Genomic DNA, 22,311 nt, shown 5'->3' with positions numbered 1-22,311 from the left:
CTGTCTGATAAATGGCTTAACAGGGGCGATTTCTCGCCCCGGATTTAATCCTGACGGCAATTACGGATACGCGATGGTATAAGCCGCCTGCGCGTAAACCTTACCTACAGAGGTCGTATCCGTCGCGTAGTAACCACCGTAGTAACGCATGGTTGCTGAACCGCCGGTCACGGTAGCAGGTGCACCGGTTTCACCCAGTTTCAACTGCTTCTCGTCAGAGTTATACAGACGCACCTGTACGTTCTCAGCAGCAGGGGTAGTCGCATCCCCCTTGAACTGGTTTGTCAGGTTGCCGGTTGCGCTATCAACGCCAGAGCTGCCGATCGCTTCAAAGTGCGCGGCCACCTTAGTAATACCGGCAGGGCATTTTTCAACGTTCAGGTCAAAACCTTTAGAACCTGCAGTGTCGCCTGACTTAGCCAGAGTCTGAATCGCAATCTTCGGCAGTTGTACCTGGCGATCAACAGAATCCGCGGCAATTTCACAGGTGCTGCTAATCAGTTCACCGTTAAACGTTACGGTACCCTGCGTGACGGCCAGTGCAGACGTTGATACGCTCGCCATCGCCAGCGCGCATAATGTTATTTTGAAAGTAGACATGACAAATTCCCTATATTAGCTTTATTCAAATTAAAACCTCACGACCCTAAGATCGCTCCTGGGTTATTACATATTTCCTGTAGATTAAATGTTTTGTTTTCCCTCCAGTTGCATCTCAATATCAATTTCCTTTTCTTCAGATAAAATGCACTGCATGGTTATTGTTTTATTTTTTGCCGGTTTGTCAGCCTGGGTTAAAAGTGCACTGCCTATCTTTGGTAAAATATTTTTCTCAATAAAGCGGATTAGCATCCTGGCGCCGGTTTCCGCTACCGGACACTGTTCAACAACGTGCTGGACCAATTCATCGCTGAAGTTAAGCGTCATCTCATACTGCGCTTTCGCACGCTCAGCGATACGGTTCAAATGAATTCTGACAATATGCTGCAGCGAATCCGTCGCCAACGGTAAATAAGGTATAACGGTGACGCGACCTAAAAACGCGGCCGGAAATATCTTCAGCAATGCTGGCTGTAGTAATTTCAGCAAGCCTTCTTCATCAGGCATGGTTTGCGGATCGGCGCAGGCGCTGCTAATAATGTCGCTACCGGCGTTACTGGTCAGCAAAATGACGGTATTGCGAAAATCGATCTGCCGCCCTTCACCGTCTTCCATCGAACCTTTATCAAATACCTGGAAAAACAGTTCATGCACATCGGTGTGCGCTTTTTCCACTTCATCCAGTAAAATGACGCTATAAGGCTTGCGGCGTACCGCTTCGGTTAATACGCCGCCTTCGCCATATCCCACATAACCCGGCGGCGATCCTTTCAGCGAAGAAACCGTATGCGCTTCCTGATATTCACTCATATTAATAGTGATCAGATTCTGCTTGCCGCCATAAAGCTGGTCGGCAATCGCCAGCGCGGTTTCGGTTTTCCCGACCCCGGAAGGGCCAACCAGCATGAACACGCCAAAAGGTTTTTGCGGATCGGCAAGCCCGGCGCGCGCGGTCTGAATACTCTGGCTCAGGCAGGTTAACGCATACGTCTGGCCAATGACTTTTTCCGCCAGACGTTGCGGTAGTTCCATGACGGCGCTGACGTCGTCTTTCAGCACCTGACCCACCGGGATACCCGTCCAGTCCGCCACGATCGCCGCCACGATGCTGGCGTTCACTTCCGTCTGCACCAGCGCCTTTTCGCCGCGGATCTCGCTCAGCGTCGCTTCCAGCTCATTCAAACGAGACTGCAGGTAACTGATTTTTTCCGCTTCCGGCGTTTGCGGATCGTCCACCGTGGCGGCAAGCAACTGCTGGCGGGTATCAATAATCGTCGCCACCAGTTCGCACTCCTGCGCCCAGCGCCGCTCCAGCGCCGTCGCTTCTTCTGCATGGTCGTCGATAGCGCGCTGAATCGGCTGAAGGCGTTTATCGTCCTCTTTGCCAAAGCCAATCGCTTTTTCCAGCATGGACAGTTCAGCCTGCGCCGACTGCTGATGGAATTTCAGCAGCTGTAGCTCGGTTGGCGGCGCGTGCTGCGCGACGGCGACCCTGGCGCAGGCCGTATCCAGCAGGCTGATCGCTTTATCGGGCAACTGCCGGGCCGGAATATAGCGATGAGATAAACGGACGGCGGCGCGGATCGCCTCATCCATGACCCAGACGCCGTGGTGTTTTTCCAGTACCGGCAGCAGGCCGCGCAGCATAGCGATAGCCAGATCTTCCGACGGCTCCTCGACCTGCAGCACCTGGAAACGTCGCGTCAGCGCCGGATCTTTTTCGATGTGGCGCTTAAATTCGCTCCAGGTTGTCGCACCGATGGTGCGCAGCTGCCCGCGAGCCAGCATCGGTTTCATCAGATTAGCGGCATCCCCGGTGCCGGCATTGCCGCCCGCGCCGACCAGCGTATGCACCTCATCAATAAACAAAATCACCGGATCGACTGATTTGGCGGCGTCTTCCAGCACCGCTTTTAAACGCGCTTCAAATTCACCTTTCATGCTGGCTCCGGCGGAAAGCGCGGTGACATCCAGCGTCAGCAGGCGAACTTTTTGCAGCGCGGGCGGTACTTCTCCGGCAGCTAACGCCAGCGCCAGACCTTCCACGACCGCCGTTTTCCCGACCCCCGCTTCCCCGGTGAGCAGCGGGTTATTCTGTCGACGACGCAACAGAATATCGATCATGGTATTGATCTCTTTATCCCGCCCCAGCACCGGATCAATTTTGCCTTCACGCGCCAGCGCGGTCAGATCGGTTGAATATTGCGCCAGTCCGCCGCTCTGCGTGCCCCCCATCGCGTTACTGGCTTCGCCCGGTACGCCCGCTTCGGCGGAAACCATTGCGCCGCCCGCTTCGCTCTCTTCCGCAGAGTCGCGAATAATGTAGCCAAGATCTTTGCTTAACTGTTCCAGCGGAATTTTTTCGAATACAGACGAAATGCTGAATAGCGCGCGACGTAATTCCATGGTGGTCAGCAGCGCCATCAACAAATGACCGCTACGAATACTCGTGTTCTGACACTCCAGGCTGGCAAATATCCATGCCCGCTCGATAGCCAGTTCAATATGATATGAAAAATCGGAAATAGAACTGGCGCCCGCCGGCAGGCGCGTTAATGCCTGAGCAAAATCACGTTCGAGAATTTCTGCATCAAGTTCAAAATGCCGTACAATATGGCGGATATCGCTATCCTGCTGCTGATAAATCTGATTTAACCAGTGAACCAATTCAACGTAAGGATTACCGCGTAATTTACACAGCGTAGTGGCACTCTCCACGCTTTTAAACAGGCTTATATTAAGTTTTCCGAATAGATTTTTTCTGGTAATCGCCACAACAAGACTCATCCCTTTTTAATTCGATGTCGTTTTCGGCCACTATTCCTGTAGTGAAACAGATGTTTACCTGCCTGCGCAGGTGTATTAACAGAGGCATCCTCTGGCTACTTCGCGTTAATACTAAACATAGTTGTCGATAAGGAAAATATTAAATCATAGCAACCGACAAAATTAAGAAAATCACTCAGAGGGGATTCCTAATTTCACCGGAGAGGATAAAAAATGTGATCGTGAAGAACGCATTTAATTCTAGAATCCGGCGCTATAAAAGCAAGTCGCGAAAATTGACGGGATGCAATGTGGAACACAACTTTCTAGATTATTATAACCAGGAACTGACGTTTGTCAGAGAAATGGCGCGAGAATTTGCTGAGCAGCACCCGAAGATTGCCGGGCGACTAGGGATGCAGGGGATAGAAACTGCCGATCCTTACGTAGAGCGTTTGATCGAGGCATTTTGCTTTTTATCTGCCCGAACGCAGATAAAACTCGATGCAGAATTTCCTAAATTCACCCAACGATTGCTGGATATTATCTACCCGAATTACAATGCGCCGACGCCGTCAATGGGGGTTGTTCAACTACAGCCGAATCTGAAAGAAGGCGATTTAACGCACGGCTACGTCATCCCCAAAAAAAGCACTTTTTACAGTCGGTTACTGCCAGGCGAAATGACGCGTTGCGAATTCAGGAATAATCAGGACGTCAGGCTGTGGCCGCTGGATATTGCAGAGGTGCGTTTAACCTCTGTCCCTCCGGATATTCCAGACCTGGAACTCCATCGCCTTAACCACCAGCAGTTAAAAGGCGCGCTGCGCATCAAGCTGCGTTTACAGGGTGATTTAGTATTCTCAGATTTGAACGGACTGGATGAGCTACCCATTTATATTCAGGGTGATGAACGCGTAGTATCGCATACCTTTGAATTGCTTCACGGCAGGCATGTCGCGGTGGTGGTTCGTAGCGGAGAGGGTGAAAATATTCACCATCACGTTATTGTCAACGACGCGTTAAAATTTGAAGGGCTGGCGCCAGATCAGAGCCTGTTGCCCTTGCAATGGAATATGTTCCACGGGCACACCCTGATACAGGAATATATCGCCTGCCGCGAGCGATTTTATTTTTTCTCGATCGCCCAGCTGGCAGCCGCGCTGGAAGAGAATAATACCAATGCAGTAGAAATTATTATTCTGTTAAACAAATTACCGCAGGATCTGGTGCCGCATCTGGACGCCTCGCGATTTTTACTGCACTGCACTGCGGTGATTAACCTCTTTCCCAAACGCGTGGACCGAATTGAAGTTAACCGCGCGCTGAATAATTTTCATATCGTGCCGGACCGCAGCCGCCCCATGGACTATGAAGTCTTTTCCGTCGATAAAGTCTTCGGCTTACAGGCGGAAACCAGCGAAGAGCTAACCTTTAATCCGCTCTACCAGACCCGACACAGCGACACCGGTAATTTTGGCCGTTATTTCTCCATCAGACGGGAAGTCAGGGTGAAAGAGGCGAGCCACCGTAAATATGACACCCGCACGCCTTACAGCGGCACGGAGATTTTTATTTCGCTGGTTGATCAACAGGAAGCGCCCTATAGCGAACATATTCGTTACCTGCTGGTTGACGCTATGGTAACCAACCGCGACCTGCCCCGCTTGCTGACCAGTACCGGCAACCTTGAGTTGACCATGTCAGACTCCGTTCCGATTCACGGCGCCCGCTTCGTCAGCTCGCCAAGCGCCCCGCGTTCGCCATTCGCCGTTGGCGAGGCGGCATGGCGGCTTATCCGTCAGCTTAGCTTTAACTATCTGCCTCTCTCCGGGATGGAACACGCCCGGGGCGGCGAATCGCTGCGTAATATGCTGCGCCTGTTCACCAGCTCTGCCGATACGGAAACCCTGACGCAAATTAACAGCCTAGTGGGGTGTAAAACCGAGCCCGTGGTGCGTCGCCTGTCAGAGGAGGGACTGCTGGTTTACGGGCGCGGCGTGCGTTGTAGTTTAACCGTCGATGAAGAGGGTTTCTCCGGCATCAGTCCGTATCTTTTTGGCCTGGTGATGGAAAATTACCTGGCGCGGCACGCGGCGATCAACATCTTTACCGAAACTGAACTGCACTCCATGCAGCGCGGCTTAATCGCACGCTGGAACGCGCGTCCCGGCAGACGAGGCGCATTATGAAAGCGGTTGACGCCTGGTTTGATGACAGCAAGCCCTGGGAAGCGGGTTTTATTAGCACAATGCGCGCGATTGCCGCCCGCACTCCTGAGCTACCGGCCCCCGGCAAAGCCCTGCTGCCCTCGCAGGAGCGTTTTCGGCTGGGGCAAGTGGCCAGCATGGCCTTTGCGCCGCGTGAAATCGCCGCCATCAGCCAGCAGGATGACAAAATCAAGTTGCAGCTTTTTAGTTTGGGTATCTGGGGGGCGCAGGGCGCCATGCCGCTTCACCTTTCCGAACTGGCTTACTCCCGCTACGAGCAGCACGACCATACGCTGATTGATTTTGTCGATATTTTTCACCACCGCGCGCTTAGCCTGTTTTATCGCGCGTGGTTTTTATCGCAGGATACCGCCTCGCTGGACAGACAGGAGGACGAGCGGTTTTCGTTTTACGTCGGCAGCCTGATCGGCCTCGATCCAGCAGAACTCTCTCCCGATCCGTTACCTGTCCACACCCGGCTGGCCTCTTCCGCCCACCTTATTCGCGAAGCCCGTAACCCGGACGGCCTGCTGGGGGCGATGCGCTACTACTTTGGCGTGCCGGTTCGCATGGAAGAGTTTGAACTGCAATGGATAACCCTTGAGCATAACGATCAAACCGCGCTCGGCGACAGCCATTGCGCCGGGCTACTGGGAAACGGCGCGATCCTCGGCAACACCGTGCTGGACAGACAACATAAATTCAGGCTGCTCATGGGACCGCTGACGCTTGCCCAGTACATGCTGTTCAGCCCGTGGGGCAGCGATATGTCAGTGCTGCGTGAACTGGTGCGCAGTTTTATCGGTTTTGAATATGTCTGGGATGTGCAACTGGTACTGGCTGCCGATCAGGTGCCACAGGCCCGGCTTGATGGCGCCCACCAGCTTGGTTACGCAAGCTGGCTGGAGCGTAATGCTTGTGATGACCCGGTTTTCGGCATGAGCTTCGAGCCGGAAATGTATCACCGCGAGTTAACGTCTGTACCCACAGCAAAAAGATACGTGCGATGAATCAAACATACCCTCTGACCTGTTCAGATTATTACCAGCCCCTGATGTCGCCCATCTCAGGCAGCGACGCCTGCGGCGAGACGCTCGATTACGACCCCGCATTCATCATGTTACAGTCCCGGCTCCAGCCCAAACTGGACGCGGAATACGGCAACTTCATTGAAGCGGCGGAGCCCATTAACTGGGCTGAAACCGAGCGCGAATGCCAGACCCTGCTGCAAAAAAGTAAAGACGTCCGGCTGATTATCATCCTGATGCGCTGTCGGCTACGTAAAGTCGGCCTCGCCGCCCTGGCGGAAGGGCTGGAAGCGCTTCACGCCTTACTGTGTGCATGGCCGGACGATCTGCATCCGCAGCTTCTTGATGAAGGGGAGTTTGCTCCGATGCTGCGCGCCAACGCCTTCGCCGAGCTGGAGGATGCCAACGGCCTGCTTGCCGACCTGCGCAATCATCCGCTGCCGAAAGCCTCCGGCTTGCAAATCACCATCAAAGAGTTTGAAAAAGCGCATCAGCTTCCGCGAGAAGAGGGCGCGCTGTCGGATACGGCCATGGCCGCCATTATTCATGAATGGCAGCTTAACGCCCGTGACAGTCTCTTCCCGCTTACCCAGGCGTACGGCTTCCTGATTGAGATAAAAAGCGTGCTTGCCGAAACGCTCGGGCACGATGCGCCAGAATTTGCCGTACTCGGTAACCTGCTGGTCTATTTCGCTAATGATTTCAAAGGCGTATCCCCTTCCCCGGTCGTTTTGCCGTCTATCGTGGAGGATGAAACGCCGCGGGTTCAGGAGATCGCGGAACGTCCCGCCGGAGAGGTCCCCGCTGTGCTGGATCTTCCTCCCGTCGCGCCGCCTGCCGTCGTGGAACCGCGCCGCGCTATCGACAGCCGCGCCGATGCGCTGCACCGCTTACAGGAAGTCCGCTGCTGGTTTGCGATGACCGAGCCCAGCAGCCCGCTTATTCAGGTGCTGAAGTACGCGGAAGAGAGCATCGGCAAAAGCTTTGCCGACCTCTTAAAAATGTATCCCCCTGAGATCGTCGCCATGCTGAATCACGAGAAGGAATAAAAGATGTTAAGGATCGCCATTACGCTTTGTGCCCTTGCTTTAATGCCCACCGCTTCCGCCGTCTGTACGCTGGCGCGCGGCGCGCCGACCGCGGTTTCCATTCCTTCGCAAGTTATTCGTATCAACGCGAATGCGCCCGCAGACACCTCAACCCCGATCGCCCAGTTCGACAGCAATCAGGCAGGCCGGAATATTGGCTATGACGACTGCCTTGTCGGCACCGAGTACGGAAAGCGGGTGATCAACCTGACGGGACAGGACACGTCAACCCGCCTCTATCCGACCCATATACCGGGCATTGGCATTAAGCTACTGTGGAATAACGGTTTCGCTTTCGGCAACTTTCCCTCCACCAACCAGGTGCTCTTTCCCGGGGGAGAGCAAGTCGGCACATTTGATTTTTTGGCCGCCTCTTTTTACCGCATCCAGTTTTTTAAAACGGCGAACAATTTGCGCCTGAGCGATCCGAACGGCGATACCGTTCTGCCCGCCGGAGATATTGCCTATAACTACCTGATGACAGCCGATCCGGCTTCGTATGTCATGAAACTCGCCATGGGCGATATCAAAATCATCAGCACCCCCACCTGCGATGTCGACAGTGCCAAAACGATTGATTTCAACGAAGTGACCCCCTCTTTACTCAGCAGCGGCGTGACCCGCAAGCTGGCTTTCAACATTACCTGCAAAAGCGACTACGGCACCTATTCCGCTACCGCCTCAATGCTCACCGACACCCCCTCCCCGGATGGCTCGTATATCCGCGTAAAAGATGCGGGCGGCAATCTGGATCGGCTGGGCATAAAAATCACCGATGGCGCAGGCAAGGCGATGAAGCTGGACGGCAGCACCTCAGAACAAAAAACCAGCATTACCAGCCAGGGGCCTGCCGAATTCGCCTGGAACGCCACGCTGTTCGCCAGCAGCAAAACCGCCCCCGCAGGCGGGACCTTTAACGCCAAAGCGGAAGTTGTTTTTGATATTCAGTAATCAGTTTTTGAATGGATTGGGAAAAATGGACGCCACAGCGACAATTTTTATCAGCATCGCCAGCTATCGCGACCCGGAGCTCATCCCAACGCTACAGGATATGCTGCGCCATGCCGCTCACCCGGAGAATCTGCATCTCTCCGTTTGCTGGCAGGACGACGAAAAGCTGTCGCTGTTTGAACAATGCGGCATGACCCCGGAAGGCAGTCGCATCGTTGCGGGCCAGAAGGTATTTGCCTTTCGCTACCGTCAGGCCAGAATTGACATTATCAGCGTTCATTATTACGCCAGCCAGGGCGCCTGCTGGGCGCGCAGCATGGCGGAAACGCTGTTTGAACAGGAAGCCTATTTCCTGCAAATCGATTCCCACTGCCGTTTTATTCCCGGCTGGGATGACGAAATGGTTGCCATGCTGCGCCAGTTACAGCAGAAAAGCGCGCGGCCCATTCTCTCCGCCTATCCGCCGCCTTATTGCCCCGGCGAAGAGGAAGAGGCCAGCAAAAAGCACTATGTCAGCCGCCTGATACTTCGCGAATTTAATCCGCAGGGTATTCCCATGTTGACCTCCACGCCTTTTACGGCGACCGGGCCAGTGCGGGGAAGCTATCTCGCGGGCGGGTTTATCTTTACGCACGGCGATTTCGTCAGCACCGTGCCTAACGATCCGCAGATTTTTTTCGCCGGTGAAGAGATAGCCATGGCGGTGCGCGCCTTCACCCACGGTTATGACATTTATCATCCGCACAAGCCGCTGCTCTGGCATTTCTATCAGCGTAAAGCGCACAGCAAAGTCTGGGGCGATCACTCAAACGAGGCCAAAGCGCAAGGCGCGGTGGATAAAGCCTGGTGGGAAAGAGACAACATCTCGAAAAAACGCGTCCGGACCATACTGGGGCTGGAAACAGCGGACGCCGCAAGCCTGGCGCCTTACGGCACGGGCTCTGCGCGTTCTCTGCGAGCGTTTGAGTATCAGGCCGGAATTTGTCTGCAAAAGGGCACCGTACTGCCGGAGGTCATGAGCGCGGAGAAGATCAATTTTTTCCCGACGCCACCCGATGACCACGCGCAATGGCTTGCCCGCCAGTACGTCTGGTACAAAAAAAACCTCACGCTGGAGCCCGCTGTCTGGCGCGCTGACGATGGAGAAGCGGGGAACCTGCACCTTGGCGTTTATAACCCGCAAAACATGCTGCTCTATAAACGCACGCTTGACGCCCGGGAGCTGCAAGTCCTGCACACCACATCCCCGGATGGCAACCTCAACCTCTCTCTTGAATTTAAAACCGCCAACGCCGCACAGCCTGCTGTCGTGCGGATATGTCCGTGGTCAATGACCTCTGGCTGGGGCACCGTGACGGAGAAAAGATGGTGAAAAGTGAAAAATTTTTCTGCCGACTGATCGGCATTGATACCCTGATATCCTTCGACGGCATCATTCCTTCAGCGGCGGATTTTCAGCTCAGGCTTATTTCGCTCATCGAGCAGTTTAATAAAGCCTTGCAGGAAGAGAACCAGACCGCCGAAGAGAGCGAGGCGTTGTGCAGGCTGTTATGCGGTTATTTTGATAAGCGACTGATGTTAAACCAGAAAGATAACGCCCTCTCCTGGGGACGTTATGCGTTAATGCATTACTTCTATGGCTACACCCAAAGCCAGGCCGATGACGATATTACCTCACTGCTTGCCGACCTGCTTCGTTCCGACAGCAACCTGATTTTCCGCTATGCCAGAAAGCTGCTTACTCTGCTGAAACAGGTCGAAGGACAAACCGACGCGCTGACGTCGCTGCGCACCGCCTGCGCGCCGCGTACCCGGCTGATGCGCATGGAAGCGGTCCCTGAACCGGAAACAGGCTGCGTAGATACGCCTGCGACCTCTCCCCGGCTGATGGTGCTGATTATTGGCCCCTTCGCCCAAAAATGGTTTCACCAGGCCAATCTGTCGACCAGCGATAACGGACACATTGTCTGGATGGTAGCCGAACAGTCGACCACGCTCGCCAGTCGGCTTGCGCATGCGCAAGTGACGCACCCGCCAATGGCGACGGTGGCCCTGTTTCCCGTGCTTGTCGAAGGTGTGGAAAACAGCGCCCTGCTGACAGAACAGTTGATGTCCTGGCAGTACCTCTTCAGCTCCATACGGCTTAACGGGCGGTTGCCCTGCATACCGGCTTTTTATACCCGACTGAGCCAGCAACGCCATTCGCACGATCCCAACCGGGCGATCTGGACCAGCTCTCTGACGCCGCCGCCGCACGGTCAGCTGACGCTGGAGTCGTGTTTCCACAACCTGGTGGACAAGCTTAATGCCCGCGATGACGGCCAGGATCTGTACGCCATACAACGGTATGCGCTCGGCAGTACTTTTATCGCCTGGCTTGCCGAAAGTCGGCTGATGGGCGTCGTGCAGTCCTTGTTTAAAAACACCCCGCTCGATCTCGCTGGCGTTATGCTTGCTGACTCTGGTCAGGGTTTTACCCGTCACGGCGCCTGGTCGCAGTGGCTGGAGGAAAGGTACGGCATCCTGCCTGCGCTTTCCGCCTCGATTGTCATGCCGCCGTTACCTCCGTTGCCCTTACCGCCGCTAGCGGACCCCGAGACCACATGGCCAGCGCCCGTGTCTCTCGTTAAGCCAGGGCCGCGCCGTCGTTCTGCGCTACCCGCCATTATCGCGCTGTTGTTACTGTTAGCCTGTCTGGCTGGCGGCGTTTACTCCTCTGTCCGGCATAACATCGGCGAAATACGCGAGCAGATAAGGCAATTTTCTCCGTTACGGAAAAACGTTGCCGCAGACGACGCATCACTCTTCCCCCTGGCGGATACCGTGCCGCTGTTTGCGAACGGCAGCAGCAATCTCATGCCCGACAGCGAAAAAACCCTGCTCACTATCGTGCCGGTCATTCGCCGCTCGCCAGAAAAAACGTTCCTGATTATTGGTCATTCCGACAGTACCGGCTCTGCCGCGACGAACATGGCGCTCTCTGCCGCGCGCGCGCAGGTCATTAAAGAGTGGCTGGTGGCGCATACGGGACTCCCCGCCGGACAGTTCATTACCGAAGGCGCTGGCGACACCCGACCGATCGCCAATAACGACACCAAAGAAGGGAGAGCGCAAAACCGCCGCGTTGAGATTATTCCCTTACCCCGATAAACCATTAAGGATGAAAAGGACTGACATGAACAAAACCCCGATGACTTATCCTCTTAATGAAGGCACTTTCATGACACTCACGCCACAGGAAGATCGGTCCATTAATATTCTGCGCTATATGGATGAGGAAAATAATCAGTACAACATACTGATAAATCGCGCCACGCTGGAAAAAGATCAAACGGTGGACGATTTCTGTGAGAAGCAGTGGGAGAAAATGAAGCTTTATGTCCCCGGATTTGAGAGGGAAGGAAAAAACCTGCGCCATGAAATTGGCCCAGCCAAACTGCAGGTGCTGCAAACCGCCAATAAATTTCTCGAGGATGGCGCCTGGGTCCGGCAGGTTTCTTCCATTGTGACGCTGCCCTGTCACCCGAAGCACAACCCCGAGTCGCGCAAACTGCTGGTGTTTACGCTGGCGGCTTATAACGACTTTACCGAAGCGCAGCGTAAACATTACGTCCGTATTATCAACAGCTTTATTCCAACGGAAACCGCACTGAGCGTGGAGTGATCCGCAAAACCACTCTGCGCCCAGGGCGCAGAGTGAAAGGCGAGTCCCGGCCTCACAGCACCTTACTTAAAAATTCCGCCGTGCGTGGATTCGACGGAGCAGTAAAGATCGCTTCTGGCGTACCTTCTTCCTGAATAACGCCGTGGTCGATGAAAATCACCCGGTCGGCCACCTCGCGGGCGAAGCCCATTTCATGGGTAACGATCGCCATCGTCATCCCTTCATTCGCCAGGTTCTTCATCACGTCCAGCACGTCGCCTACCAGCTCCGGGTCCAGCGCCGAAGTCGGCTCGTCGAAAAGCATAATCGATGGATTCATCGCCAGCGCGCGGGCAATGGCGACACGCTGCTGCTGCCCGCCGGATAAACGCGAAGGCCAGGCGTCACGTTTATCGCTTAAACCGACTTTCGCCAGCAGCTTTTCAGCCCGGCTGATAGCCTCTTTACGCGCCACGCCCTGCAGCATTTCCGGCGCCATAATCAGGTTTTCCAGCACCGTCATGTGCGGAAACAGATTAAAACGCTGGAACACCATCCCTACGCTTTCACGCATTTTATTGAGATCGGTTTTGCGATCGTGAACGGCAAAGCCATTTACCACCACTTCACCTTCCGTCACTGTTTCCAGGGCGTTCATACAGCGCAAAAAGGTGCTTTTACCGGAGCCTGAAGGACCGATGATGCAAACGACTTCCTGCGGCTGAATGTCGCAGTCAATACCGCGCAGCACGTGGTTATCACCAAAGTGTTTATGCAAATTTTTAATGTGGATCACTTTTACCAAACCTCTTTTCCAGACGATTAACCATCTGCGCGAGCAGGAAGGTGAGCACCCAGTACACCAGTGAAATGGTCAGATAGGGTTCCCAGTAGGTGGCATATGCGCCCGACACCGTTCGCGCCGCATAGGCCAGATCGGCGAGTCCGATAGCCGACGCCAGAGAGGAATCTTTTACAATCGCGATGGCGTTATTGCCCAGCGGCGGAAGAATACGGCGGAAAGCCTGCGGCAGAATGACCTTACGCATGGTTTTCCACCACGGCATCCCCAGCGCCCTGGACGCCTCCATCTGCCCGGGATCGATCGACTGGATCCCGGCGCGGAAAATCTCGGAAACATAGGCGCCGGCATTCAGCGTAATGGCGACGATACAGGATAAAAACGCGCCGTAGCCGGAACGCAGCTCGCGGGCAAGATCCGCGCTCATTATCCCGCTGGTCACCAGTATGCCGTCCCGCGGGTTAATAAACAGCGGCACCAGCGCAAAATGAACCACCATGATCTGCACAAACAGCGGCGTGCCGCGAAACGCGCTGACGTAGAAGCGAACCGGAAACTGCACCAGATAACGCAGCGCATATTTCCAGAAGCCATGTTCGGCTTTCGCCATGCGGCCCAGGCCCAGCGTCAGCCCCCACAGCGTGCCAAGACAGACGCAGATAATAGTGCATTTAATTGTCATCCATGCGCCTTCCATAAACAGCGGCGCATACTCCTGGATGATTTCCCAACGAAATCCCGTCATGGTTTTCCCCTGCAAAAAGCCGACACCGGGCGGGTGTCGGCCTGAAAGACAATAAAAAAGACGTTACGCTGCTGGCAGAGTCGGCACTTCGCTATCAAACCAGGTTTTATAAATTTTGTCGTAGGTGCCGTCAGCAATGATTTTCTTCAGTCCGGCATTAATCTTTTGCAGCAGTTCGGTGTTGCCTTTGGCGACCGCAATGCCAAAATACTGACGTTCAAATTTAGCGTCTGGCACCAGCTTGAACTGCTTTTCCGGATGCTGCCTGATGTAATACTTCACCACCCCAACGTCGCCGACCGCCGCGCTGACGCCATCTTCAAACAGCTCCTGCAACATCAAAGGCGTATTGTCGAAACGCTTTATCGCGGTGCTGTTTTTACCCAGCACGCCGGATACCACGATATCGCCGGTGCTGGAATTGACCACGCCAACCTTTTCGTTTTTCAGAGAGTCAAGAGAAGTGACCGTGGAACCGGCAGGCACAACAATAGACTGCTCCGCCGGGAAGTAAGGATGGGAAAAATCGACCATCTGCTTACGCTTATCGGTGATAGTGATACCAGAGATAATGATGTCGCGATCCCCGGAGCCGAGGGTGGCGAAAATCCCCTCCCAGGGCGTGTTGACCAGTTTGACCTCAAAATTTTCTGCTTTCGCTATCGCTTTAATAATATCAATGTCAAAACCTTCCAGCTGTTTCTGGCTGTTTTCAAACTCAAACGGCCGGTAGGTGCCGCCAGCGCCGACGACATACGTCTCCTGAGCCGCCATCGCCGCCCCTGTCAGAGCCATCATCAGACATCCGGCTTTCATCCACTTACTGAACATCTCTCACTCCTTTGCTTTTTATGCACATTTATTGCATAAAAATACACTTACAACTCTTCTGATGCAATCTTTATCTGGTCATCGTGGAATTCAAAGGATTAATACGACAAATGAGTGAAAAAATCAGCAGGAACCGGGTTTAGCGCGCCCTGTGGACTTGTAGTGCAGAAACAGGCTTTTTTAATGCGTTGCTTAAGGTTAATTTCAGCCAATTTTATTCTGAAAGCAGTGCTATTACCCGGATAAACCGTCAACGAAATTTCAGATTACTCTAAACATAGCCGAAGCTATCTTTGTCAGGTTTGTTATTAAAACTGAAAAGCTGACATAGCTTTCGTTAACTTCCTGCCTGGTTACTGATATTAAATATCCGAAAATGAACATCTTCTTTTCTGCCTGCGCGTGTAGTTGACAGATAAACCATTAGTCTCCTTACCTTTTTTATTTTAAGCCAAACCTGTCGCTACATTAAATGACGCAACTTTTTCATAACAATATTATTAATAGGATAATACCTGGTGTTTTGGTTTAATAGCAATAAAAACAACCAATTAAAACCAGGATAATTATTTTATCGCCATCATAAAAATATTTACGCTTGTTGATTAATTATTTGTAGATGCGGTTTATCTGCTGGTGGTATATTGAGCATCCAGCATTCATGCCCCTTGTGGTTTTATCCTGAAGCAGTTTTACACGCTTTGCAGGAACCATTGTCGTAAATGATGGACTAAGTAATTGAGTGTACCGCTGTGGACAAAAGATCTTCTGCGTTACCACAATAATTATTGTCAGAAGGTATTTATGTCTCCAACACGCAAATTTTCCCGCGCGTTTTTACATCCGCGCTACTGGCTGACCTGGTTTGGCCTCGGTTTTCTCTGGTTACTGGTGCAGCTACCCTACCCTGTCCTGTGCTTTCTTGGCACCCGTACCGGCACGCTGGCTCGCCCGTTTCTGAAACGCCGAGAGTCTATTGCGCGTAAAAATCTCGAACTCTGCTTTCCCACTTATTCTTCAGAGCAACGGGAGACGATGATCACGGAGAATTTCCGTTCTCTCGGCATGGCGTTGCTCGAAACCGGCATGGCCTGGTTCTGGCCGGATCGTCGCGTACGTAAATGGTTTGACGTTGAGGGGCTGGATAACCTGCAGCGCGCCCAGCGACAGGATCGCGGCGTCATGGTCGTCGGCGTGCATTTTATGTCGCTGGAACTTGGCGGCAGGGTGATGGGATTGTGCCAGCCGATGATGGCGACCTATCGTCCACATAATAATCCGCTGATGGAGTGGGTGCAGACGCGGGGACGGATGCGTTCGAATAAAGCGATGATCGGCAGAAATAATCTGCGCGGCATCGTCGGAGCACTGAAAAAAGGGGAGGCAGTCTGGTTTGCCCCCGATCAGGATTACGGTCCGAAGGGCAGTTCGTTCGCTCCCTTTTTCGCCGTAGAAAACGTCGCCACCACCAACGGCACCTATGTGCTGTCGCGTCTGTCGGGAGCGGCCATGCTCACCGTCACGATGGTGAGAAAAGCCAATAACCGCGGCTATCGCCTATACATCACGCCGGAAATGGAAGGCTACCCGGCCGATGAAAATCAGGCCGCAGCCTATATGAACAAGATTATCGAGAAAGAGATCATGCGCGCCCCGGAGCAGTATCTCTGGATCCATCGCCGTTTCAAAACCCGACCTCTGGGTGAAGCCTCGCTTTACATCTGAAAGGGCCGCAAGGCCTGAGGGTTCCCCATAAATAAAGACAGGCATAGAAGGTTGTGATCTACTTAGTGTTCCACCAAAAAGTAAGGTCACTCCTCTATGCCTGCTTCACAAGTTTGCCATAAATTTTTCAGCCAGTCCCTGAACTCCATTCATCAGTACCGTAAAAATGCCCTGCTCGATATGACCGTGGCCCTGACGCGTGGTGCTTCGCTTTCTCTTACCAGCATCGGCAGATACCTGCCAGGCCCCGCACGTGTTAAGCACAAGATTAAGCGTGTTGACCGGCACCTCAACAGCGACCTGATGTTCAGTGATATTCCCTCCGTCTACCGGCAGCTTGTATCCCGACTCACACACAGTCTTTCAGTTTGTGTCATTGCCGTGGACTGGAGTGGTTATCCTTCATCAGAGCTCAGTGTTTTGCGGGCAAGCTTATTGTGCGATGGCAGAGCTATTCCTCTGATGAGTAAAGTCATTTCCTCCCGCTACCAGAACAACTCTGCCGTGCAAAATGCCTTTCTCGATCAGATGGCTACTGCCATCGGCAAAGATAAGCAGGTCATTATCGTGACTGATGCAGGCTTTCGCAGCAGCTGGTTTCACCACATCCGTTCTCTGGGCTGGGATTTTGTCGGACGAGTCAGGGGCAGCCTCTATTTTCAGGTCGTCGGGGATGAAGATTGGCAGATGGCGCGGGATATTGCATCATCAACAACGGCGCGCTATCTGGGATTCGGGCGACTGGCACGCAACGCCAGTCGTGACTGTCCGGGACATTTTTACACCGTACATAAGAGGGCGACGGGCAGGAAAAGCAGCCAGCATTACCCCAGAACAGACAGGATGTACCGTAAAAATGCGCGTGAACCGTGGCTGCTTTTTACCAGCCTGATGGAATATAAGCCACGCGAGATTGTTAAAATTTATAGTCGCCGTATGCAGATAGAACAGAACTTCAGGGATGAAAAAAGCGAGCGCTATGGGTTGGGACTGCGGGCAAGTAAAAGCCGGGGGGAGAAACGAATATCCGTGCTTTGCCTGGTTGCAGTTCTCTACAGCATCATCATATGGCTGACAGGATATTACCTTGAAAGTAAGGGAATAAATCGATGGTTCCAGGCGAACAGTGAGAAATCACGCAGGGTGCTGTCGTATCTGACATTGAGTGAAAATGTCATCAGGCAGTCGCCGGGGCTCCTGTCGGGGATGAACCCCGACAGGGTATACGCCGATATGGCGAGGGCCTATCGAAACATCATTATGGTGTATTAATGATGTTTCTGGGGAACCCTCAGGCCGCAAGGCCCTTTTTAATGTCCGCCCCGCCAGTTAGCTTGTTTTTTTACAGGATTCGTATCCCTTTATCGCCCTGAAATCAGCGTCGCTGAACAGCAATTTATTACCGTCAGAAATTATACTGTCGCCGAATCACGACACTGGTAAGTTACTAAAAGTAAATAAGAAAATGCCTCTTGTTTCGTCACATTTTTAGGCGTACATTAGCGCCGTCTGGAGCAATGAAGCACAGAATTCTGAGGTGATGCCAGAGGGCGAAACGGGAAACTTCCCGAGTTTCGTTACCGCCAACATCAGCTCTCTATAATCCTATGAGATGAAAATTCATTCAGGCGTATCAGTCACTGCGCGGAGAGATGAAACGTGAAATATTTCTTTATGGGCATTTCTTTTATGGTCATCGTTTGGGCCGGTACGTTTGCCCTGATGATCTAATGGCAATAATGCAGCAAAGAACAGGAGCCTGATGGCTCCTGTTTGTTTTTACGCTCTTTGCGTGATGGCCGCCTGATGGCTATGACTTATCCGGAGTACCCGCAACGGCTTCCTGCCCGGCGGATTCGGAAGCGGATTTTGCCGCAGCTGGCAGCAGGCCATCGGCGCGAAACATCGCCTTAATGCCCCTGATCGCCTGGCGAATACGGTCGCGGTTCTCGATCAGCGCAAAGCGCACGTGCGTGTCGCCATAGTCACCGAAGCCAATACCCGGCGAGACGCAGACTTTCGCCTCATTCAATAGCTTTTTAGCAAATTCCAGCGATCCCATTGCGGCGTACTGCTCCGGGATCTTCGCCCACACGTACATTGACGCCTTCGGCATGTCAACCATCCAGCCAGCCTCGTGCAGCCCTTTCACCAGCACGTCACGGCGACGTTTGTATTGCTCTGCAATATCGCGTACGCACTGCTGATCGCCTTCCAGCGCCGCGATTGCCGCCACCTGCAACGGCGTAAACGTACCGTAATCATGGTAGCTCTTGATGCGCGCCAGCGCGCTGACCAGCGTTTTATTGCCTACCATAAAGCCGATGCGCCAGCCCGCCATGTTGTAACTTTTCGACAGGGTGAAGAACTCCACCGCTACGTCGCGCGCGCCCGGCACCTGCATGATCGACGGCGCTTTCCAGCCATCGTATACAATATCGGCATAGGCCAGATCGTGAACCACCAGCACATCGTAACGCTTCGCCAGCGCCACCACTTTTTCAAAGAACTCCAGCTCGACGCACTGTGACGTGGGATTCGACGGGAAGCCGAGGATCATCATCTTCGGCTTCGGATAGCTCTCGCGAATCGCGCGCTCAAGCTCGTTGAAAAAGTCCACGCCTTCCACCAGCGGCACCGAGCGGACCTGGGCGCCGGCGATGACCGCGCCGTAAATATGAATGGGGTAGCTTGGGTTAGGCACCAGTACGGTATCACCATGATCGAGCGTAGCCAGCATCAGATGCGCCAGCCCCTCTTTTGAACCAATGGTCACGATGGCTTCCGTTTCCGGATCGATATCAACGTGATAGCGTTCCTGATACCAGCGGGAGATCGCCCTGCGCAGACGCGGGATCCCGCGAGATGTGGAATAACCATGTGTGTCCGGGCGCTGCGCTACGGTGCATAGCTTTTCGACAATATGCGGCGGCGTGGCGCCGTCCGGGTTTCCCATACTGAAATCGATAATATCTTCGCCGCGCCGACGCGCAGCCATCTTCAGTTCAGCGGTAATGTTAAACACGTAGGGTGGGAGACGATCGATACGCGTAAAGCGACGTTCAGGGCGAGAGTCAGCCATAATTTCCTCAGATTCACGTTAGCGCCCGGACCGTCCGAGCGACGCTGCCACGATGGTGGCACGCTTAGAAAATAGCCTGATTAATTTCCCGCTGTCGAGAGGGGCGAAGAAATATTTTTCCGCCGCTTAAAAGAGGAAGCACAATATAAAAAGGGGAAGCTATTGATATTCATCCATTTTCCACTTTACTTTCTCATAACAGTTCCTTGTTATCAAATTAACCTGGCGACACATTATTTGGCGAAATACAATGTAAACGCGTCGGTTATCAGACAATCCCCTTTTGAAACTGTGGTTTTTCCTCATTACGCACACGCTTGTTACAGGCTGGTCATCCGCCTCACGGTTACCTATCATAGTGGTTTCCCCCTTTAGCAAGAGTCCCCCGTGCACGAAATATTTACTATGCTGCTGGCGGTTTTCGATCGGGCAGCGCTGATGCTTTTCTGTCTGTTCTTTCTTATCCGCATCCGTCTGTTCCGTGAATTACTGCACAAATCAGCCCACACGCCGCAGGAATTGCTCGGCGTTACCGCCATTTTTTCACTGTTCGCGCTGTTCAGCACCTGGTCCGGCGTGCCGGTAGAAGGCTCGCTGGTGAATGTGCGCATCATCGCTGTGATGTCGGGCGGTATTCTGTTTGGACCCTGGGTGGGGATTATTACGGGGATGATTGCCGGTACGCACCGCTATCTGATCGATATCGGCGGCGTCACTGCGGTTCCCTGCTTCATCACCAGCATCCTGGCCGGCTGTATTTCAGGCTGGATTAACCGCAGGATACCGAAAGCGCAGCACTGGCGCGTCGGGATTTTAGGCGGCATGCTGTGCGAAACGCTGACGATGATTCTGGTCATCATCTGGGCGCCGACCGTCGCGCTGGGAGTGGATATTGTCTCTAAAATCGGTATTCCGATGATTCTCGGCAGCGTCTGTATTGGCTTTATCGTGCTGCTGGTACAAAGCGTCGAGGGCGAGAAAGAGGCCAGCGCCGCCCGCCAGGCCAAGCTGGCGCTGGATATCGCCAACAAAACCCTGCCGCTGTTTCGTCACGTCAACAGCGAGTCGTTACGCCAGATCTGCGAAATCATCCGGCATGATATTCACGCCGATGCGGTGGCGATCACCAACACTGAACATGTGCTGGCCTATGTCGGCGTTGGCGAGGCGAATTATCACAATAACGATAATTTCATCAGTCCCACTACCCGTCAGGCGATCAACTATGGAAAAATCATCATTAAAAACAATGATGAAGCACACCGCACTCCGGAAATCCACTCCATGCTGGTCATTCCGTTATGGGAAAAAGGCGTGGTCACCGGCACGCTGAAAATTTACTACTGTCACGCCCATCAGATCACCTCGTCACTGCAGGAGATGGCGATAGGCTTGTCGCAGATTATCTCGACCCAGCTGGAAGTGTCGCGCGCCGAACAGCTGCGGGAAATGGCAAATAAGGCAGAGCTGCGCGCGCTGCAAAGTAAAATTAATCCTCATTTCCTGTTTAACGCGCTGAATGCCATCTCGTCATCCATCCGGCTCAATCCGGACACCGCCCGCCAGCTGATTTTTAACCTGTCGCGCTATCTGCGCTATAACATTGAATTAAAAGACGATGAGCAGATCGACATTAAAAAAGAGCTGTATCAGATTAAAGACTACATCGCCATTGAGCAGGCTCGTTTTGGTGACAAGCTGACCGTCATTTATGACATTGACGAAGAAGTGAACTGCGCTATTCCGAGCCTGCTGATTCAGCCGCTGGTGGAAAACGCCATCGTCCACGGTATCCAGCCCTGCAAGGGAAAAGGCGTGGTCACGATTAGCGTCGCCGAATGCGGCAACCGGGTGCGCATCGCCGTGCGCGACACCGGGCATGGCATTGACCCGGCGATGATTGAACGCGTCGAATCCAACGAAATGCCCGGTAATAAAATCGGCCTGCTTAACGTCCATCATCGCGTTAAGCTGTTATACGGCGAAGGCCTGCATATCCGCCGCCTGGAGCCCGGCACGGAAATCGCGTTTTATGTGCCGAACCAGCGCGCCAGCGCCTCGCCCGCAACGTTAATGCTTTAAGCCGGAGTCATACAGTGAAAGTCATCATCGTTGAAGATGAATTCCTTGCCCAGCAGGAACTCAGCTGGCTGATAAAAGAGCACAGCCAGATGGAGATCGTCGGTACCTTCGACGACGGTCTGGACGTGCTGAAGTTTTTACAGCACAACCGCGTCGATGCCATTTTTCTGGATATCAATATTCCGTCGCTCGACGGCGTACTGCTGGCGCAAAATATCAGCCAGTTCGCGCACAAGCCGTTTATCGTGTTCATCACCGCCTGGAAAGAGCACGCGGTGGAAGCGTTTGAGCTGGAAGCGTTTGATTACATTCTCAAACCCTATCAGGAGTCGCGCATCGTCGGGATGCTGCAAAAGCTGGAGGCCGCCTGGCAACAGCAGCAGTCCGGCGCAGCGCCAGCCGGTCCGGTCACGCGCGAGAACGATACCATCAACCTGATCAAAGACGAGCGGATCATCGTTACGCCGATCAACGATATCTATTACGCCGAAGCGCATGAAAAAATGACCTTCGTCTATACGCGGCGGGAATCATACGTGATGCCGGTCAACATCACGGAATTTTGCAACAAGCTGCCTTCCTCGCACTTCTTCCGCTGCCATCGCTCGTTCTGCGTCAATCTGAACAAAATTCGCGAAATCGAACCGTGGTTCAATAACACCTATATTCTGCGGCTGAAAGATCTGGAGTTTGAAATCCCGGTAAGCCGGAGTAAAGTGAAGGAGTTCAGGCAGTTAATGCATTTGTAGCGGGGAAAC

18 protein-coding genes are annotated in these 22,311 nt (G+C 53.4%); 12 read left to right on the top strand and 6 right to left on the bottom strand.

Annotation, left to right across the window (positions count from 1 at the left end):
* Positions 1–60: 60 nt before the first annotated feature.
* Together K7R23_RS12605 and tssH are read right to left on the bottom strand one after the other, a co-directional pair.
* Positions 61–600 (bottom strand): fimbrial protein, encoded by a 540-nt coding sequence (locus K7R23_RS12605; RefSeq protein WP_012906940.1) that lies wholly within the window; start codon positions 598–600, stop codon positions 61–63.
* An 84-nt stretch (positions 601–684) separates the two neighbouring features.
* Positions 685–3,375 (bottom strand): type VI secretion system ATPase TssH, encoded by a 2,691-nt coding sequence (gene tssH, locus K7R23_RS12600; protein ID WP_024132820.1) that lies wholly within the window; start codon positions 3,373–3,375, stop codon positions 685–687.
* Positions 3,376–3,677: 302 nt separating this feature from the next.
* Here tssH and tssF point away from each other — a divergent pair, with 302 nt between their 5' ends.
* The 7 genes from tssF to K7R23_RS12565 are packed head-to-tail and all read left to right on the top strand — an operon-like array spanning position 3,678 to position 12,307.
* Positions 3,678–5,558 (top strand): type VI secretion system baseplate subunit TssF, encoded by a 1,881-nt coding sequence (gene tssF, locus K7R23_RS12595; protein ID WP_012906942.1) that lies wholly within the window; start codon positions 3,678–3,680, stop codon positions 5,556–5,558.
* Entirely contained in the window at positions 5,555–6,586 is a 1,032-nt protein-coding gene (gene tssG / locus K7R23_RS12590) for a type VI secretion system baseplate subunit TssG (RefSeq protein ID WP_012906943.1), read from the top strand. The genes tssF and tssG overlap by 4 nt, the downstream gene beginning before the upstream one ends.
* Positions 6,583–7,653 carry a type VI secretion system protein TssA gene (locus K7R23_RS12585; protein WP_012906944.1) on the top strand — a complete coding sequence of 357 codons (1,071 nt, stop codon included), beginning with the start codon at positions 6,583–6,585 and terminating at the stop codon, positions 7,651–7,653. The genes tssG and K7R23_RS12585 overlap by 4 nt, the downstream gene beginning before the upstream one ends.
* 3 nt (positions 7,654–7,656) lie before the next feature.
* Entirely contained in the window at positions 7,657–8,643 is a 987-nt protein-coding gene (locus tag K7R23_RS12580) for a fimbrial protein (RefSeq protein WP_012906945.1), read from the top strand.
* A 25-nt stretch (positions 8,644–8,668) separates the two neighbouring features.
* Positions 8,669–10,015 carry a GlcNAc-transferase family protein gene (locus tag K7R23_RS12575; protein ID WP_012906946.1) on the top strand — a complete coding sequence of 449 codons (1,347 nt, stop codon included), beginning with the start codon at positions 8,669–8,671 and terminating at the stop codon, positions 10,013–10,015.
* On the top strand, positions 9,961–11,793 hold the full coding sequence (locus K7R23_RS12570) for an OmpA family protein (protein ID WP_231851564.1): 1,833 nt from the start codon (positions 9,961–9,963) through the stop codon (positions 11,791–11,793). The genes K7R23_RS12575 and K7R23_RS12570 overlap by 55 nt, the downstream gene beginning before the upstream one ends.
* 25 nt (positions 11,794–11,818) lie before the next feature.
* Complete coding sequence (locus K7R23_RS12565) at positions 11,819–12,307, top strand: DcrB-related protein (RefSeq protein WP_012906948.1); 489 nt, start codon at positions 11,819–11,821, stop codon at positions 12,305–12,307.
* 52 nt (positions 12,308–12,359) lie between these two features.
* Here the strand turns inward: K7R23_RS12565 and K7R23_RS12560 are convergent, their stop codons facing one another.
* The 3 genes from K7R23_RS12560 to K7R23_RS12550 all read right to left on the bottom strand — a co-directional run bounded on the left by K7R23_RS12560 (position 12,360) and on the right by K7R23_RS12550 (position 14,664).
* The gene (locus tag K7R23_RS12560; RefSeq protein ID WP_012906949.1) at positions 12,360–13,082 is read right to left on the bottom strand and encodes an amino acid ABC transporter ATP-binding protein; all 723 of its coding nucleotides are present in this window, start codon (positions 13,080–13,082) and stop codon (positions 12,360–12,362) included.
* Positions 13,069–13,833 carry an amino acid ABC transporter permease gene (locus K7R23_RS12555; protein ID WP_012906950.1) on the bottom strand — a complete coding sequence of 255 codons (765 nt, stop codon included), beginning with the start codon at positions 13,831–13,833 and terminating at the stop codon, positions 13,069–13,071. Before K7R23_RS12555 ends, K7R23_RS12560 begins: the two co-directional genes overlap by 14 nt.
* A gap of 63 nt (positions 13,834–13,896) precedes the next feature.
* On the bottom strand, positions 13,897–14,664 hold the full coding sequence (locus K7R23_RS12550) for a basic amino acid ABC transporter substrate-binding protein (RefSeq protein ID WP_012906951.1): 768 nt from the start codon (positions 14,662–14,664) through the stop codon (positions 13,897–13,899).
* 804 nt (positions 14,665–15,468) lie between these two features.
* Here K7R23_RS12550 and lpxP point away from each other — a divergent pair.
* From lpxP to ypdK, 3 genes are all read left to right on the top strand, one after another.
* Positions 15,469–16,389 (top strand): kdo(2)-lipid IV(A) palmitoleoyltransferase, encoded by a 921-nt coding sequence (lpxP, locus tag K7R23_RS12545; protein WP_012906952.1) that lies wholly within the window; start codon positions 15,469–15,471, stop codon positions 16,387–16,389.
* Positions 16,390–16,485: 96 nt separating this feature from the next.
* The gene (locus K7R23_RS12540; RefSeq protein ID WP_012905025.1) at positions 16,486–17,661 is read left to right on the top strand and encodes an IS4-like element ISCro2 family transposase; all 1,176 of its coding nucleotides are present in this window, start codon (positions 16,486–16,488) and stop codon (positions 17,659–17,661) included.
* Positions 17,662–18,048: 387 nt separating this feature from the next.
* Positions 18,049–18,120: a membrane protein YpdK gene (gene ypdK, locus K7R23_RS12535; RefSeq protein ID WP_010723117.1), complete on the top strand. Its 72-nt coding sequence runs from the start codon at positions 18,049–18,051 to the stop codon at positions 18,118–18,120.
* A 79-nt stretch (positions 18,121–18,199) separates the two neighbouring features.
* On the opposite strand, the gene alaC is transcribed toward ypdK, so the two are convergent.
* Positions 18,200–19,471: an alanine transaminase gene (alaC, locus tag K7R23_RS12530; protein WP_012906953.1), complete on the bottom strand. Its 1,272-nt coding sequence runs from the start codon at positions 19,469–19,471 to the stop codon at positions 18,200–18,202.
* 387 nt (positions 19,472–19,858) lie between these two features.
* Here alaC and K7R23_RS12525 point away from each other — a divergent pair, with 387 nt between their 5' ends.
* Positions 19,859–21,553, top strand: a complete 1,695-nt coding sequence (locus tag K7R23_RS12525) for a sensor histidine kinase (protein WP_012906954.1) — start codon at positions 19,859–19,861, stop codon at positions 21,551–21,553.
* A gap of 14 nt (positions 21,554–21,567) precedes the next feature.
* Complete coding sequence (gene ypdB, locus K7R23_RS12520; RefSeq protein ID WP_012906955.1) at positions 21,568–22,302, top strand: two-component system response regulator YpdB; 735 nt, start codon at positions 21,568–21,570, stop codon at positions 22,300–22,302.
* Positions 22,303–22,311 lie beyond the last annotated feature (9 nt).

This window comes from Citrobacter rodentium NBRC 105723 = DSM 16636, assembly GCF_021278985.1.
In the GTDB taxonomy this organism is placed as follows: domain Bacteria; phylum Pseudomonadota; class Gammaproteobacteria; order Enterobacterales; family Enterobacteriaceae; genus Citrobacter_A; species Citrobacter_A rodentium.
Note: the sequence above shows the minus strand (reverse complement) of the source record. Positions and strands in the feature narration are given on the sequence as shown.

Coding starts and splice junctions, on each gene's coding strand:
- K7R23_RS12555 (WP_012906950.1), bottom strand. CDS start 13,833: ATGACGGGATTTCGTTGGGAAATCATCCAGGAGTATGCGCCGCTGTTT.
- K7R23_RS12570 (WP_231851564.1), top strand. CDS start 9,961: ATGTCCGTGGTCAATGACCTCTGGCTGGGGCACCGTGACGGAGAAAAG.
- alaC (WP_012906953.1), bottom strand. CDS start 19,471: ATGGCTGACTCTCGCCCTGAACGTCGCTTTACGCGTATCGATCGTCTC.
- K7R23_RS12575 (WP_012906946.1), top strand. CDS start 8,669: ATGGACGCCACAGCGACAATTTTTATCAGCATCGCCAGCTATCGCGAC.
- K7R23_RS12580 (WP_012906945.1), top strand. CDS start 7,657: ATGTTAAGGATCGCCATTACGCTTTGTGCCCTTGCTTTAATGCCCACC.
- tssG (WP_012906943.1), top strand. CDS start 5,555: ATGAAAGCGGTTGACGCCTGGTTTGATGACAGCAAGCCCTGGGAAGCG.
- K7R23_RS12550 (WP_012906951.1), bottom strand. CDS start 14,664: ATGTTCAGTAAGTGGATGAAAGCCGGATGTCTGATGATGGCTCTGACA.
- K7R23_RS12565 (WP_012906948.1), top strand. CDS start 11,819: ATGAACAAAACCCCGATGACTTATCCTCTTAATGAAGGCACTTTCATG.
- K7R23_RS12540 (WP_012905025.1), top strand. CDS start 16,486: ATGCCTGCTTCACAAGTTTGCCATAAATTTTTCAGCCAGTCCCTGAAC.
- K7R23_RS12605 (WP_012906940.1), bottom strand. CDS start 600: ATGTCTACTTTCAAAATAACATTATGCGCGCTGGCGATGGCGAGCGTA.
- lpxP (WP_012906952.1), top strand. CDS start 15,469: ATGTCTCCAACACGCAAATTTTCCCGCGCGTTTTTACATCCGCGCTAC.
- K7R23_RS12585 (WP_012906944.1), top strand. CDS start 6,583: ATGAATCAAACATACCCTCTGACCTGTTCAGATTATTACCAGCCCCTG.